Origin of the sequence: Rhizobium hidalgonense (genome assembly GCF_002914525.1) — a bacterium.
GTDB lineage: Bacteria > Pseudomonadota > Alphaproteobacteria > Rhizobiales > Rhizobiaceae > Rhizobium > Rhizobium hidalgonense.
The window spans coordinates 85,941-101,540 of record NZ_LODW01000011.1 but is presented as its reverse complement, the minus strand read 5'-3'; the positions used below and the strand labels follow the sequence as shown (position 1 = coordinate 101,540).

The following is a 15,600-nucleotide window of genomic DNA, read 5'->3' as shown; positions in this document are numbered from 1 at the left end:
TTTCAGGAGTAGAACGGTCCGTCAGTGCCGGCACCGGCGGCCGCACTGTCGTGGGTGAGAAACGGCTGCGGCTGGTCATGCGTGAACGGCCGGGGCTTGCCGGCGATCGAAAGACCGTCGGCATAAGAAAGCAAGATCGCCGGGCCGCCCGGTGGTGTCAGGGAAAGGCGCCGAAGCGCGCCGTCGAAGGAAACCGTCGTCTGGTACAAGCGCTCGATGAAGGCCTTGAAGGCCTCGCCATTGCCGCATCCGACAATGGCCGCCCAGCCACTGAGCGATCCGTAGGAGCGCGCCTCGCGGCCGGCCGTCGGCCCGTCGGTTACCAGTTCCAGGCCGTTCGACGCCCAGAGGGCGGAAAATCCACGGCCCGACCGCGCGATCAGCCAATTGCCCTCGACGATCAGATCGTCCAGACCGTCGCGGCCGATATAGGCGTGCGTCCATGCATGCCGCGCGCCGCCCGTATCCTCGATCAACAGAGCGACGTCGCGATGCTGGGCAACGCGCGGCAGGATGCCGTTGCCGGCCCAATAGGACGGCCTTTGATTGCCCCAGGGATCGTCTTCGCCGGGATGATTGATCCAGAGCCTTGCCATCGGATGGCCGGAGAGCCTGATGTCGAGGACATGCTGCTGATGGCCCTTTTGACCGGTCTTGTGATCGACAACCGTCGAAAGCTGCGCCGCCTCGTTCTTGAACAGCACGAGTCTGCCACTCTCGAGCCCCTGGCTGTAACGCGCCTCGACGCTTCGTCCTCGCGGAAGCGCTGCAAGCTCGGCGAGATCGGCCGGCGGCTCGTAACTGCCGGCGCAGAACATGGTCAATGCCGCGACGCCGTTGTTCAGCCAGCCCGTTCCAAAGGCGACCTGGGCGAAGGGCGCCAGCTCGGTCAGCGGCCCGGCGCGCAGTTCCTTGTCATAAGCGCGCCCCTGCGAGCCGGCCGGAACGCCCGCGAGCGTATGAAGGGCGATCATCCGGAAGATCAGATCGATCTGGCCGCGGGCGCGATTGGCGATCCCGCTTTCGGCCCAGCGCTCCAGCGCAAGCAGGCCGATGAAATCGATCGGGTAATAGGCGGCCGAGTTCCACTCCGCCAGGCCGTGGGCTTCGACGCTGTCGAACCAGCGCCCGAGGCGCTCGACGGCGAGTTCGGCCTGCTGCCGTCCCGTCCGCCCTGAGGCGGAAAAGACCTCGTCGGGCAGGAAAAGCCCGGCCAGCAGCTGGCTCGTATGAAAGCAGAGCACATGGTTCTCGCTCCAGAACCACATGGCATCATTGCCCGGCTCGTCGACCCAGTAGCGGTAGGATAAAACGGAACGGCGGATGCGTTCGACCGTGGCCGTGGGCATCCGGTCGCCATAGTCGCCGAGCAGCCAGAGCAGCGGCACCATGATGAAATCCGAGCAATCCTCACGCGCATCGATCGAGGCGAGCGTCGCATCGACGATGGGCTCGAAGCTCTCCCGATCGTCGTAGCCGGTTTCCATCATGGCGATAAGGCGGCCGGCGCGGTTGGCGCCGAAGCGGGCGCTGTATTCCAGCGCCTGCCGTTTGCGGGCGGAAAGCGCCGTCTCGGTCGGCGATGGCGAAAGGCTGCTCATGAAGGCGGCATCGATGACGCGGGTGACCGAGCCAGGGCCGGAGCCGATCGTCATGTTGATGCCATGATAACCATCCGCAATACCGCAGACATCATCGGCCGTCAGCCGGCTCTGGCCGGCGTGCAGGGTCAGTTTCGCATGGGCGAGAACGGGCCGCTCATGGCCATGGCCGACGACCTTGAGCTCCACGGGCAGGTCGCGCTCGGGCGCCGTGTCGAAGATGATTTCCAGCGGCTGATTGACGAACACGTCATGGGCCGGGCGCATGCCGCGCGAAAGGGCCTCGAGCTCACGGATTTCATCCTGATCCAGCGATACCGGGAGCAGCACAGAGAGTGGCTCAGTGTCCAGCATTTCGAGCTCGAAAAACCAGGTCGTGTCGCGCTCGGCAAGGTCTTCGGTATGGACGAGAATCTCGTTGTCGCCGGCGTCGAGCGACAGCGTTATCTCAGTTGCGCTTTCGACGTTGCGCTTGAAGGGCTCGAAGCGCACCGCCTCCTGCCCGTTGACCCAAATGCGAACGCCGCCGCAGGTCTTGAGCGCAAGCTTGAGCTGGCGCGGAGCGTCCACCCTGAACGTGCCCTTCAACCATCGCCTGACATGCGTCGGCGCATGCCAGAAGCTGGTGAACTCGACGCGGCGGTTCGAGCCGGGGAGATAGAGGCTTGTCGTCGGCCAGGACGTATCGGGCAGAAGCGGCCGCCCCACCATGGTCGACCAGAAGGCCTTGCGGCAGGGCAGATCGCCGACGTCGACGAAACCGTTGATGAAACGATAGTCCACGCGATCTTCGGCAGGGGCCGGCGTGCCGGGAAAATAGCTGGCGATGAGGCCGGAAACGGCCCATGCCGTTACCGTCTGCCCCTCAGCCACGCTGTATGCTGGCGCCATGTCGCCCGGCCGCTTGATGTTTTCCGTTTTCACAGATCGCCTCCTCCGCAATCTAATGAAAATATTTTCATTAGGTCATTTGTGCGCGTGACTTTTGAGAATTGCTCAAATACATCGCCATTCGCCCAGAAAATAGCTTGACGGAACGAATGTCAAGTATATGAAATTCGCCTATCGATGGCTGATGCCGCGATTGATGAAAATGTTTTCATGGGAGGATGAGAATGAAAACGTATCTTTCAGGGGCTTTCGCACTGGCGCTGGCCACGGTTTCTTTCGCATGGTCGAGCGTCGCCATGGCGGAAACCCAGACGATCACCTTTCTCTTCACCGACGACGATCAGGCCTACGTCGAGCGGATGGAAGCGCTGAGCAAGGAATTCGAGACGGCGCATCCCGACATCAAGGTAAATTTCGTCTCGTCGGGCTATGATGCCGTCGCCAAGCAGTTGCCGGTGCAGCTTGCCATCGGCGAAGGCCCTGACGTTGCCAAGATCACCGACTGGCAGCTGGCGCCCTACTACCTCGACATGCGGCCGCTGATGAAGGATCCGGACGGGTTCGCCAAGTTGCACGGCGACAGCCTGAACACGCTTCGCTTCCCCGGTGTCAACGATCAGAACTCTATCAACGGCTATGTCGCCTCGCAGACCTTCAACCTGCCGTTCGTCAACAAGACGCTCTTCGACCAGGCCAAGGAGCCGCTTCCGAAGCCGACCGCCACGCTGAAGGAGATCGTCGAAGCCTCCGCCCGCGTCGCCAAGGCGACCGGCGCCCAGATCCCGTTCACGATGGACCGCTCGGGCCACCGCTTCTCTGGAGCGGCCTTCTCCTACGGTTCGAATTACGTCAAGGACGGCAAGTTCTCATTCCCCGACGATGCCGCCAAGCACTACATCACCGATCTCTACAACTGGACGAAGGACGGCTCCTTCCCCAAGGAAATGTGGGGTGCTGCCGGCGGAACCCAGTACAAGAACATGGGTGACGAGTTCGTCAACGGCAATGTCGTGACCTATATTGCCGGCAACTGGATGGTCAATCCGTTCCAGCAGAAGATCGGCGACGGCTTCGATTGGACGGCAATCAGCGCGCCCTGCGGCGATGCCGGTTGCTACGCGATGCCGGGCGGTACGGCGATCGTCGGCTTCAAGCGCACCAAGTATCCGCAGGCCGTCGCCTCGTTCATCGAGTTCCTCGGCTCTGAAAAGGTCCAGCGTGAAATCGCCGAAAACTACGTCATCCTGACCGGCGCCAACATCAAGGATCCGCAGTACAAGCTGACCAGCAAGAATGCCAAGGACGCCATGGCCGTCTTCCTCGCAGCCCGCGACAGCGCGCCGCAGGCCGCCCGCGACCTGGAACGCCTCAAGGGATCTGGGGCCATGTATCAGCTGATCGTGCAAAGGATGAGCCAGCTGATCGTCGGCGAGCTTTCCCTCGAAGACGCCTTCAAGGCGATGAGCGCAGACGTCGATAAGATCAACGTGGCGCTCGCCGCCAACAAATAGCCGGCCGCGCCTGTCCCCCACAGATTGCGCGCTGCATCAGCCACGACCTTGCAAGGGGCCGTGGCTGATCGTTTTTTTCCCCTCACATATTCCAGTCTCGATCAGCTCGATTGGTTTCGAATTATCGATGGACTGAACCACGCTAGGTCTTTCCGAAGGAAGCCAGCGCGGTGTCGACCGTGACCGCCGATCGCGCCGGCACAGGCGCACCGGCCGAACCAGGCAGCAATCCACCGGAAACCTTTCAGGCCTGCTGCCGCCAGATCGACGGCAAGGTCATAGCCGCGGTCCGGGTATTGGTGTGCGACGAAACGGGCGGAAATCGTCCCGAAAAACCGAAGCTGGACTATGTCGCATCCCAGGTTTGCGGCGGCGCAGATGGCGCGCGAGACGGTATCGAAGCTTTCAAAATTCGACGACGCGCCTCGACCTATCGCGCATGTGCAGAGTGCCGTCAAAGTCGACAAGGCGCTGCTGTCCGAGGTAACCAGGCTCTCCTCCGACGTCCTCAACTTCTCCGCGGTTGCTCGTCACCTTTTCGGCGCGACAAAAGCCTATGCCGAGATCGTGGCAAGCAGGCTGTCGGAACTTCGTGAGGAACGCGTCGAGCAAAGGCAACGAACCGGAGCATTCATCGACAGACGCGTTCAAGGCCGTCCGTTCGGTCTATGCGGCGGAGCGGCGTCTCGACGAACTGGCCGAACGCGTCAGCCTCGCCGGCGACCTGCTCAGAACCACCGTGCAGGTCCAGCTCGAAGATCAGAACGCCTCACTCTTGACCTCGATGGAGGAGCGGGCGCGTCTCCAGGTGCAAGAGACGCCGCCGCCTTCCGAGGCAGCGGCGTTCGTTAGCACCGGTTGGACATCAGGACGCGATTGCGTAATGGCGATGTTCCGATGCCCGGCCGCTGCTCGTCTTGAACCGCCGCAGCAGCTCGGCAAGGATTTCCGTTTCCTGTGTCAGGCTCTGCGCCGCCGCCGTGGTTTCTTCGACCATTGCGGCGTTCTGCTGTGTCACCTTGTCCATCTGGTCGCCGGCAGCCGACACCTCGCGCAGGCTTGTCGCCTGCTCGCGGGCGGCCACGGCGATCTCCGTCACGGTCGCATTCATCGCCGTGACCTGTTCGACGATCTGTTCGAGGGAGAGGCCGGATTCGCCTACCAGCTGGACACCTGTCTTGACCTGTGTCGAGGAGGTCGAGATCAGTTGCTTGATCTCCCTCGCCGCATTGGCCGAGCGCTGGGCGAGCTCGCGGACTTCCTGGGCCACGACCGCAAAGCCCTTGCCGGCTTCGCCGGCGCGCGCCGCTTCAACGCCGGCGTTCAGCGCCAGAAGGTTGGTCTGGAAGGCGATCTCGTCGATAACGCTGATGATGTTGCCGATCTTCGACGAGGAATTTTGGATTTCCGTCATAGCGGCAATGGCACGGGCAACGATCTCGCCACCCTTTTCGGCATTGGTGCGGGCCGTCGCCACGACAGACTGGGCGCGGCTTGCACCCTCGGCCGTTCCATTGACGCCGCGCGTCACATCTCCGAGCGCTGCGACGGTTTCCTCCAGCGAAGCTGCCTGCTGCTCGGTTCGGCGGGCAAGATCGTTGGAGGCCGTGGAGATTTCCGAAAGGCCCGACCGGATGGTGGCGACCGCGCGAATGACGGAGGCGACGGCCCCTTCAAGGCTTGCGACCGAATTGTTGAAATGATCGCGGATCCTGACGTAGCGATGATCGACTTCGCCGACGCGGACGGTGAGATCGCCCTTCGAGAGTGCGTCCAGCCCGACGGAAATCTGACGGAATGCATGCTCCATCACCTGCGCGTCGGAGAGACGATCGGCCTCTTGGCGCAGCCGTTCTTCTTCGGCGGCGAGGCGGGCGCGTTCGGCATTGGCTTCGGCAATCAGCTTGGCGCGTCCGGTCTCCTGGAAGACCTTCAGCGAACGTGCCATGGCGCCCAGCTCGTGGCGGTGTTCGACGCCGGTGATCACGATCTTGTCCTCGCCGCGGGCAAGCTGCTCCATCGACTGCGCCATCTTGCGCACTGCCGAGGAAATCAGGCGACCGACGAAATAGGAGAGCACGAGGCCAATGACGATCAGCAGGCCGCTGATAACAAGCGTCATGCTGGTCGCGGAGGCAACCGTTGCTTCGACCGAACCGTCCAGGGTCTTCTGCGCGCCAGTGACGCCGGCCTGCAGATCCTTGAACTCGCCTGCAATTTTCGGTGCCAGCACGTTAAGCTGTGTCTTGCGGATATTGCCGCTCGCCTGCAAGACGTCCTTCATGTCGCCGAGACGGCCGGTATAGTTCTGCATGAGCTGACCGGCGCCCATCAGGCGCTTTTTCTGCAGCTCGTCTTTTGCGGCCTTGGCGGCGGCATCATTGAGCGACACTGCTTCGGCGAGTGCTGCCTGGGCCGTATCGTAGGCCGCAAAATCGTCGGAATGCACGAAGCGTTCAGAGAAGTAGAGGCTGCGGTTCAAGGCTTCGAGCGTTGCAGCCGTCATATGCAGCAGCGGCACATCGTTCTGGCGCCAGGCGCTGCGCATGACGTCGTTGAGTGCAATGCTGGTCCATGGCCCGAATTCGGTGACCTTGGAGATCAGCGCATCACGCCTGGCCTGCAGCGAGACGATCTGTTCGAACGCCTTGCCGTATCCGGCAATATCCTGGCGAATCGTCGCAAGGCCGGATTGCAGGTCCTTGTTGCCGGCAAAACGCGGGTCATCCGCCTCGAAGGCCTTCACGCCGGCGCGGAAGCTGTCGACCACGGCCTGCGTCGGTGTCGAGCGGAAGGCTTCCGCCGACATCTGGATCTCGTGCAGCTGATCGCTGTAATCGGAGATAGCGAGACTTTGACCGGCCGTGGCGCGATAGGAGGCGAAAATCGCGGCAAGCGTATTCATGCCCGAGATCGCGCTGACGGTGAGCAGGCTCATCAACAGGATCAACGGCACGAAGCCGGAGGTGATCTGCGCGCGAATGCCGAATTTATTCCAGAAATGCAACATCATAGGCCTCTTATGCTCACTGGCTCTTCGGCAGGTATTGGGCAATGTTTTCAGGTGTGACGAGTTCGAAGGGGACGTTATTTTCGCGCGGCACCTTCTCCTTGTTGACGAGCTTGACGGCAGCGTCGATTGCGGCCGCTCCCTGGCCGACGGCGCTCTGGAGAATGGTCACGTCGAGATCGCCGGCCACCATCGCGGCGAGTGCATCGTCGGTCGCATCGACGCCGGCGACGACGACGTCCTTCATCGGGATATTGGCTTTCTTCATGGCGCGGATCGCCCCGAGCGCCATTTCGTCATTGTTGGCGATGACTGCGTCGAACTTGACGCCGGCCGCGATCCATTCCTTCACCTGCTGGTCGGCATAATCGCTGGACCAATAGGCCGCCTGCCGTTCGACGATCTCGAGCCCCTTGCACTCAGGCGTGGCGATGACGTCTGATATGTCCTGGGTACGGGTCCGGGCGGCCGCGTGGAAGGTTTCCCCCATCAGCACGACGACGCGGCCCTTGCCTTTGAGGAGCGCGCAGACCTGCTTCGTCTCCAGTGTTCCGGAATCCTTCTCATTGGAGGCAACCACAACCTGATTGTCGGGCAGATCGAGCAAGTTGGAAGGAACGTTGTTGATGTAAACAAGGGGAATGCCCGCATCCGCCGCCATCTTGGTCATCTGCGGGCCGAGATCGCCGTCGGAGACTGCAAGGATAATGGCGTCGACCTTGTCGGCGATGAGCTTCTGGACCTGCTTCTTCTGAAGCTCATTATCACCCTTGGCGTTCTCGGTGACGAGCTTGAGGCCCGAAATCGTCTGCCCGTGCGAGATGACGCCGTTCAACAGCGCCGTCCTGAATTTGTCCAGATCGGACATCGAAACCCCGATCGTCTGGGCGTTGGCGGCAGAGATCGATATCGCCAGGGCGATGGATGCAAGCGTGGCCGTTTTCATGAATTCCCCTGCGCAATTCGGATATGAACGCGTTATTCCAAAACTTGGTTAAATTTTGCTTTTCGGTCGGAAACAAAAATTAAGCGCGAGGATATGATCTCGCAGCAGCGCGAGCGCCTCGTCGAAGACCGCGGCCGGACTTGAAGAATATCACATTCGACTTGATTAAACAGGTTTACGTCTTTGTTTGATATGGATTAACGACCACCGAAGCCCGAGCTGACGGTGATGCCCCTGTAGATCACCCGCTGCAGCACGATGGCCAGGATGACGCCGGGCACCATGGAGATCGTCGCACCCGCCATGATGTAATTCCAGGCGGTGCCCTGCTGTGTCTGGAACAAGGTGAGTCCGAGCGGCAGCGTGGCCTTTTCGACGCCGCTGGTGGCAATCAGCGGCCATAGGAAGCTTTTCCACTGGGCGATGAAGGTGAAGAGCGACAGCAGGCCGATGGCCGGCATGGCGAGCGGAACGATCACCGTCACCAGGATGCGCAGTCGCGAAGCCCCGTCCATCATTGCCGCTTCGTCAAGATCCTTGGGAATGCCAAGGATGAACTGCCGCAGCAGGAAAGTGCCGAAGGAAGAGAAGGCGACCGGCAGGATCATGCCGTGGTAGGTGTTGATCCAGCCGAACTTGCTGACGACGAGGAAGAGCGGAATGACCAGCATCACCTGCGGGATCATCAGCGTGCTGAGATAGGTGACCAGCAGCCCTTCCCGGCCGGGAAACCGCAGCCGGGCGAAGGCGTAGGCGGAAAGGCACGATACCAAAATCACGATTGCCGTGACGCCGCAGGCGACGATGATGGAATTCAGCAGGAAGGTTCCGAACGGCAGTGAAATGAAAGCGTCGACGAATGTTCCCCATTGATATTCTTCGGGCAAGATGCGGACCGGAACGGCCATCACCTCGGCATTGGAGCGCACGGCGTTCGAGACCATCCAGAAAAAGGGAAAGAGGAAGAGCAGCGCGATCAGCGAAAGTCCCGCAAAACTGATGAAGGTGCCGACGCGCCGCAGGAGGCGGTGCCGATCCGCAGAGACGGAATGCGGATGCCGGGAGATCGGGTCAATCGTCATAATGCACCCATTTGCGCTGCATGTGGAACTGCAGGATGGTGAGCGCCATGATCATGACGAACATCACCCAGGCGAGAGCCGAGGCATAGCCCATCTGGAAATTGGTGAAGCCTTTCTGGTAGATGGCGAAGCCGAGCGTCGCGGTCGCCGAGCCCGGGCCGCCACGCGTCATCGCAAAGATCTCGTCGAAGACCTGCAGCGAGGTGATCGCCGTCATTACGGTGGCAAAGAAAATGGTCGGCGAGATCAGCGGCAACCGGATACGCCAGAAGCGCTGCCACACATTGGCGCCGTCGATCGTCGCCGCCTCGAGATAGTGCTTCGGCACCAGGTCGAGCGCTGCGTTGAACATCACCACGTTATAGCCGACATTCGCCCAGAGCGTGACAAGCACGACCGCCTGCATGGCCCAGGTCGAGCTCAGCAGGAAATTCGGCAGCCCCAGGCCGAGAGAACGAATGACGCTGTCGGCCAGCCCATCCGGCGTGAAGATCAACAGCCATACTACCGAAGCGGCGATCGTCGGGGTGAAGGTCGGCAGGAAGAAGATCACCCGGAAGATCGCCTTGCCGCGCTTCAGGCTCGATATCCAGACCGCCAGCACCAATGAGATGATGATATTCGCAGCCAGATATTCGACCGCGAAGAACAGCGTGTTGCCCAAAATGGTATAGAAGGCCGGATCGACGGTGAAGAGTTTGATATAATTCTGAAAGCCGACGAAGGATGGCGTCGAGATCAGCTGCCAGTTGGTGAAGCTCAGAGCCAGCGACGCCAGGATCGGCAGCGCCATGAAGATCATGAAACCGAGGAAGCTTGGCAGCAAGAACAGCATCGCCGTCTGCGTCTCAGGCTTAAAAAAGCGCCGTAGCTGTCTGGGCTGCAACGGAATTTCGGCGACGGCGCTTTGCGTCATCTCTTCCTCCATGCGCAGCAGGTCGTGCCGCGACGAGAACTGGCCCATACCCTTTAAATCGATCTTTGGGGGTATGGGCGGCGGCGCTCTATTGTTGCGCGAGGCTCTGGATCGACTCCATCGTCTGCTTGGCGTCCGCGCTACCGGCGAAGGCCGGTGGGAAATACTGGTTGAAGAGGTTTTCCACCGCCGCCCAGTTGTTGGTGATCACATAAGGCACGGAATGCGCCAGGGAATAATCGATGGCCGCGCCACCATTGGCGATGTCCTTGGCCGCCACTTGATACCAGGACGATTGCGCCGCCGTGCGCGCCGGCAAGGCGCGCCCTCCTTCGGCAAGATAGGCCAGCGCTTCGGGGCTTGTCAGCACCTGAATGGCCTTCCAGGCCGCATCCTTGTTCTTGCTTGACGTGGAAATACCGAAACCGGAACCTGCGGTGACGGCCGAAAGGTCGCCTTCGTCGCGCGGCAGAGTAGTGAGGCCGATCTTGAACTTGGCCTGGTCCTTCATGCCGATAATCGACCAGGGACCGTCGATATACATGGCGATATTGCCGGAATTGAACCGGCCCTGGACGACATCGCCGGGGTCCGCGCCACCCGACGGAACCAGCGGCGCGATCTTATCCTTGGCGGCAAAACCGATCAGCCTGTCGGCGGCGGCAACGGCGCCCGCACTCGTCAAGTCAAGCTCGCCGGCGTCATTGACATATTTATCGCCCCAAGCCGCAGCCAGGACCGAATAATTGGTCGGAGTGATGCCGAAGCCATACTTGCCGTCCTTGGTCAGCTTCTTGGCGGCATCAGTGAACTCGGAAAGCGTCCAGCCCGGCTTCGGCAGCGGAACGCCGGCGGCTTCGAGGGCGTCCTGGTTATAATAGATGAGCCACGGACCGACGTCGTAGGGCAGACCGTAAAGCTGCTTGTCGACGGACATGCCGCCGATGATCGAAGGGGTGAAAGCGCTGACATCGAACTTGTCGGCCGCGATCCGGTCATTCAAAGGCTCGAGCAGCGAATAGAAATTCGGCATGCGCAACGATTGCATGGACACGATGTCGGCGAGCTGTCCCGATGCTGCCAGCACCGGAAGCCTCGTCCAGTAGTCGACCCAGCCCGTCGTCGTCAGCGTCACGTTGATGTCGGGGTACTTGGTGGTCACCATATCGGCCAGATGCTGCCAGCTCTTGGTGTCGGCTTCGGAGCCGGTCCACATCTGCCAGGTCAGATTGACCTGCTCGGCCGAGGCGGCCGTGGTAACGAGACTGCCGCCGATCGCGGCTAGAAAAAGCGCCTTCTTCAGAACCTTCATGGGTTTCTCCTCCCTCCATGAATGCAATGCATACGCAAGTGGGGTCGAGTTCACGCCTTGAGGACGATCTCGATCACCGGCACGGTAACGTCCGGGCGCCGGACCGGCAGTTCGAGCATGATCAGGCCTTCCGGCACCATCACGCCGATATTGGAATCCACATCTCTGGTGGGGCTGAGCCAGCGCACCTCGCTGGCGTCATGCAGGAACTGCGCATAGGCAATCCTGTCGGCGAGGCCGTCGATATGGATATGGCGGTAGGGCCAGTTATAGACATGCAGATAGAGACGGTTGCCGCGCTGGGTGTAGCGGCAGCCGGCCGGGACCGGAAAATCGGACGGGCCGGCCCCGTAGATGGAGCGTGCGTTGACGGCCATCCAGTTCTGGTAAACCGCAAGCGCATCGATGGCGCGCGCATCGAACGTGCCGCGGCCGGTCGGGCCGACATTCATCAGGAGGTTGCCGCCGAGCGCAACGGCATCGATCAGCAACTGGATGATCTGCTCCGGGCTCTTCCAGCTATCCTCGTCGCGGTGATAGCCCCAGGAGCCGCTGAAGGTATGGCAAGCTTCCCAGAGCACCCCCTGGGTGGCGATAGCAGGCGCCACACGCGGCGTATATTGCTCCGGCGTCGTCACGTCGGGCAGCTTGCCAGGCGGCAGATCGAGGCGATTGTTGACGATGATTTCGGGCTGCAGCTCGCGCACCAGCTCAAGCAGCCGCTCGCTCTCCCAGTCGGCACGTCCCTTGCCGGGCAGGCGGCGATATTCGCGGCCGGGATAGCTGAAATCGAACCAGATGATGTCAATGCGGCCGAAGCCGGTCAAAAGCTCGCGCACCTGTTCGCGCATATAGGCGGCGTAATTGGCGATGTTGCGGCGGCCATTCAGCGCCTCGGCTTCCGGATGATTACGCAGGGGATGGTGAACGTCGATCGGAAAGTCCGGGTGGTGCCAGTCGAGCAGCGAATAATAGAAGCCGATCTTCAGCCCTTCGGCACGAAACGCCTCAACCAGCGGCGTCAGCAGATCCTTGCCGCAGGGCGTGTTCGGCGCCTTGTAATCGGTCACCTTGCTGTCCCAGAGGCAGAAGCCCTCGTGATGTTTGGTGGTTACCACGACATATTTCATGCCGGCGAGACGCGCCCGGCGCGCCCACTCCTTGGGATCGTAGAGATCGGGATCGAAATTGTCGAAATAACGCTGGTAGTGGTCGTCCGTCAGCTCTTCGCGGTTCTTCAACCACTCATGCCGTGCTCCGAGAGCATAAAGTCCCCAATGGATGAACATGCCGAGGCGATCATGGCTGAACCAGGCGTGCTTACCCGCCCCTCCCGATGCCGGATTTTCCAGCGGGCGTTCCGAACTCGTCACAGGTATTTCCTCCCTGTTTCCCGGCTCCACGTCATGTCGAACCGGTTCGGTAAGCGAACATCGTCCTCGACCCGCCCACTGTCAAGCCGAAATTCGCAAATCGCAAAACTGCCGACTAGGCAGTTCCAAATGGCTAGCAATGCAGGACATGTTGCAAAAACGGATAAAGTCTGACAGAAGAAAGATCTAGAACCGGTTCGATAGACATGACGACGATACGAGATGTCGCGCGCCTGGCGGGGGTTTCGATCTCGACCGTCTCGCTCGCGCTCAACAGCCCAAAGCGGGTCGGCGCCGAGACGCTCGACCGCATCCGGCAAGCAATACAATCGACCGGCTACCGCATTGATCCGGTGGCCCAGACGCTGGCGCGAGGGCGCAGCTCGCTGATCGGCTTCGTGTCGGCAAACCTGGGCAACATGTTCTTCGGCGACATCCGCCGCGAGATCGAGCATCAAGCGCTCGACCATGGATATTTCGTGCTGATCGCCGACTCCTCCGGCAGGGCCGATCTCGAACGGGCGCTGCTGGAGCGGCTGCAGGCGCAGAAAATCGCCGGCATCGCTTTGGCGGCAAACGGGCGCGGCGAGGAATACGCAACCTTCCTGCGCGACTTCAAGACGCCGATCGTGATGTTCGACCAGAAGGTGGAGGGTGCCGAGCGTGATTTCGTCGGCTCCGACAACCCGCTGACGACGACCATCCTGACCGAGCACCTGCTGCAGCTCGGCCACCGGCGCATCGCCTTCATCTCCGGCCCGAGCGGCCTCCACACAGCCGACGAGCGCCTGAAGGGCTTCATGGACACGATGGCGGGAGCCAGCGTCGACGTCGACCCCTCGCTGGTGGTCGAGGGCGGCTATACCAGGACCGGCGGCCATGCGCAGGCGATGCGGCTGCTCACCCGCCGCGACCGCCCGACTGCGATCATCGGCGCCAACAATATGACCGGGCTGGCAACCCTGCAGGTGATGCAGGAGATGGGTTTCCGCTGTCCCGACGACGTCTCGCTGGCAATGGTTGACGACGTGCCCTGGAGCAACGTCATCACGCCACGCATCACTATGGTCGTGCAGGATGCACAGAAGCTCGGCGAATTGGCGGCACAGCGTCTGCTGGCCAGGATCGCAAGCCCGGAAGCCGCCGCCGAGCCGCCGCAGGATTTCATCCTGACGCCGAGATTCGTGCGCGGGGAGTCAACCAGGCGGCTGTAAGGGCGCTACCGATCCTCACGCGTATGCCAAATCCGCAATACATAGATTGTCGACTGCTGGATTTCATATCGCATCTCATAACGGCCAACGAGAATGCGGCGGACCTCCTGAGGATCGAACTCCTCGAGCCGCTCGCCGAGACGTGGCTGCTCAATTAGCCGAGCAGGGGCTGCCGTCAGCGTCTGCACGGTTCGGACCGCAGCCCCCCGGTCGACCGGGGAGAGAAAGTCGTATAATCGGGCAATGTCCGAGATCGCTTTGTTCGTCCACTTGACGTCCATCACCGGGGCAACGAAATCGGCTCATCACTGTCAAGGCTATCGGCCCAGGCTTGAACAGACTGGTGATCGACAACGTTGCCGCTCTCCACGTCGGCCAACGCCTCAAGGGTCAAACGCCGGCGCTCCTCTTCCTGGTCGATCCATGCAGACAGGGCTTGCTTGACGATCCAGCCGCGCGAACGCTCAAGCCTCGACGCGAGCTGATCGACTTTCTGTGCAAGCGGCAGTGGAACATGAGCCGTGAGAACTTTGGTCTCCATCGAAGAACTCCTCAACACCAATCAATCCTAATCATAGCGATTATTTTTGATTACATCCAGCACCTATACGTCATGAAGCCCGACTGAGACCTTCCAGAAAGGTGACACAGCTTCGAGAGTTGTGAAACTCAATGTCGGATTTTCATCGGCGAAGCAGCCAAAGCAAAAGCGTGCCCCTTCATCCATTGAAAGACTGCAGGATTTATCATACATGTGTGATGAATTGTAAATTTCAGGATGCCGCTGGTTCGAACGGCGTCCGAATCGAAGCCGATGCGGGGGGCGAGGCGTGGCTATGCAGGGGAAGGATCGCAGCAGAGGTTCGGGGTCGCTGGTCTCACAGGTCGGCGAAAGCCTGCGCCAAGCGATCCTCAGTGGCCAGTACGCCGCCGGTGACAAGCTTCCCAGCGAGCATGAGCTGACCGAGACGCACAGCGTCAGCCGAACGGTGGTACGCGAAGCCGTCGCCGCGCTCCGCTCCGACGGGCTGGTCGAAGTTCGCCAAGGAGCAGGCATCTTCGTGATCAGCCCCGACCCGGCGCTGTCGGGCCGCAAGGTCGACAAGGCCCGCGTGGCCTCAGATCTGGAAGTGCTGGAGATCCGCACACCCGTCGAAATCGAGGCGGCAGGGCTTGCCGCGCTCCGCCGTTCGCCGGCGCAGGAGGAGGCGATCTTCGAATGTCACCGAAAAATCCTCCAGTGTATCGAGACCGATCAGTCCATCCGTGAGGCGGATCTCGAACTCCATGTCGCGATCGCCGAGGCGACGAACAATCCGCTGTTCAAGCACTTCCTGGAATCCCAGGGCGCCGCGATCATCCCACAGTCGAGGGTTGTACCGGAAACGAGGACGGCCGAACAGACCGCCTACCGCAAGCTCATTCACCGGGAACATGAAGCGATCATCGTGGCGATCTCCGACAGGGACGATCAGGCCGCACGCAATGCCATGCGCGAGCATCTCGTCGGCAGCCAGGCGAGATATCGCAATCTGCTCAAGGATCTGCGAAGCTTTACCAGCTGAAGGCCGGCGCAAAACGCTGCAGCTTTTCCGACATCACCAATCCAACCGCCATTCCGGCGCTGCGCGCAAATCTGCTGGCCGATTGCACAGCCGCGTTTATTGCAAACCCATGCGCACCCCGCATCGGCTGGATGTTGGACTGGTCGTTGTCCGGTCTGCGCTGAAAGCTAGTTGAAAGC

12 protein-coding genes and 1 pseudogene are annotated in these 15,600 nt (G+C 61.0%); 4 read left to right on the top strand and 9 right to left on the bottom strand.

Features of this window, described 5'->3' with window-relative positions:
• Positions 1–2 precede the first annotated feature (2 nt).
• A complete protein-coding gene (locus tag ATY29_RS00610; protein WP_097534573.1) occupies positions 3–2,525 on the bottom strand; it encodes a hypothetical protein in 2,523 nt (840 codons plus the stop codon).
• Between the two features lie 191 nt (positions 2,526–2,716).
• Between ATY29_RS00610 and ATY29_RS00605 the strand changes: the two genes are divergently transcribed.
• Together ATY29_RS00605 and ATY29_RS00600 are read left to right on the top strand one after the other, a co-directional pair.
• A complete protein-coding gene (locus ATY29_RS00605; RefSeq protein WP_025417628.1) occupies positions 2,717–4,003 on the top strand; it encodes an ABC transporter substrate-binding protein in 1,287 nt (428 codons plus the stop codon).
• A gap of 206 nt (positions 4,004–4,209) precedes the next feature.
• Positions 4,210–4,814, top strand: a pseudogene (locus tag ATY29_RS00600) (DUF3422 family protein); the annotation flags it as partial.
• A gap of 54 nt (positions 4,815–4,868) precedes the next feature.
• On the opposite strand, the gene ATY29_RS00595 reads toward ATY29_RS00600, so the two are convergent.
• From ATY29_RS00595 to ATY29_RS00570, 6 genes are all read right to left on the bottom strand, one after another.
• Entirely contained in the window at positions 4,869–7,013 is a 2,145-nt protein-coding gene (locus tag ATY29_RS00595) for a methyl-accepting chemotaxis protein (protein ID WP_097534722.1), read from the bottom strand.
• Positions 7,014–7,029: 16 nt separating this feature from the next.
• Positions 7,030–7,959 carry a substrate-binding domain-containing protein gene (locus ATY29_RS00590; protein ID WP_003572779.1) on the bottom strand — a complete coding sequence of 310 codons (930 nt, stop codon included), beginning with the start codon at positions 7,957–7,959 and terminating at the stop codon, positions 7,030–7,032.
• 197 nt (positions 7,960–8,156) lie between these two features.
• Positions 8,157–9,041 (bottom strand): carbohydrate ABC transporter permease, encoded by an 885-nt coding sequence (locus ATY29_RS00585; protein WP_097534571.1) that lies wholly within the window; start codon positions 9,039–9,041, stop codon positions 8,157–8,159.
• Positions 9,031–9,957, bottom strand: a complete 927-nt coding sequence (locus ATY29_RS00580; RefSeq protein ID WP_097534720.1) for a carbohydrate ABC transporter permease — start codon at positions 9,955–9,957, stop codon at positions 9,031–9,033. The genes ATY29_RS00585 and ATY29_RS00580 overlap by 11 nt, the downstream gene beginning before the upstream one ends.
• 88 nt (positions 9,958–10,045) lie before the next feature.
• On the bottom strand, positions 10,046–11,269 hold the full coding sequence (locus tag ATY29_RS00575; protein ID WP_097534569.1) for an ABC transporter substrate-binding protein: 1,224 nt from the start codon (positions 11,267–11,269) through the stop codon (positions 10,046–10,048).
• A 50-nt stretch (positions 11,270–11,319) separates the two neighbouring features.
• Entirely contained in the window at positions 11,320–12,642 is a 1,323-nt protein-coding gene (locus ATY29_RS00570) for an alpha-L-fucosidase (RefSeq protein WP_003572787.1), read from the bottom strand.
• 206 nt (positions 12,643–12,848) lie between these two features.
• On the opposite strand from ATY29_RS00570, the gene ATY29_RS00565 reads away from it, so the two are divergent.
• The gene (locus ATY29_RS00565) at positions 12,849–13,856 is read left to right on the top strand and encodes a LacI family DNA-binding transcriptional regulator (protein WP_097534567.1); all 1,008 of its coding nucleotides are present in this window, start codon (positions 12,849–12,851) and stop codon (positions 13,854–13,856) included.
• A gap of 5 nt (positions 13,857–13,861) precedes the next feature.
• On the opposite strand, the gene ATY29_RS00560 is transcribed toward ATY29_RS00565, so the two are convergent.
• Together ATY29_RS00560 and ATY29_RS00555 are read right to left on the bottom strand one after the other, a co-directional pair.
• Entirely contained in the window at positions 13,862–14,137 is a 276-nt protein-coding gene (locus tag ATY29_RS00560; RefSeq protein ID WP_003572792.1) for a type II toxin-antitoxin system RelE/ParE family toxin, read from the bottom strand.
• A complete protein-coding gene (locus ATY29_RS00555) occupies positions 14,137–14,397 on the bottom strand; it encodes a CopG family ribbon-helix-helix protein (RefSeq protein WP_003572794.1) in 261 nt (86 codons plus the stop codon). Before ATY29_RS00555 ends, ATY29_RS00560 begins: the two co-directional genes overlap by 1 nt.
• Positions 14,398–14,692: 295 nt before the next feature.
• Between ATY29_RS00555 and ATY29_RS00550 the strand changes: the two genes are divergently transcribed.
• Complete coding sequence (locus tag ATY29_RS00550) at positions 14,693–15,421, top strand: FadR/GntR family transcriptional regulator (protein ID WP_003572796.1); 729 nt, start codon at positions 14,693–14,695, stop codon at positions 15,419–15,421.
• The last annotated feature ends 179 nt before the right edge of the window (positions 15,422–15,600 follow it).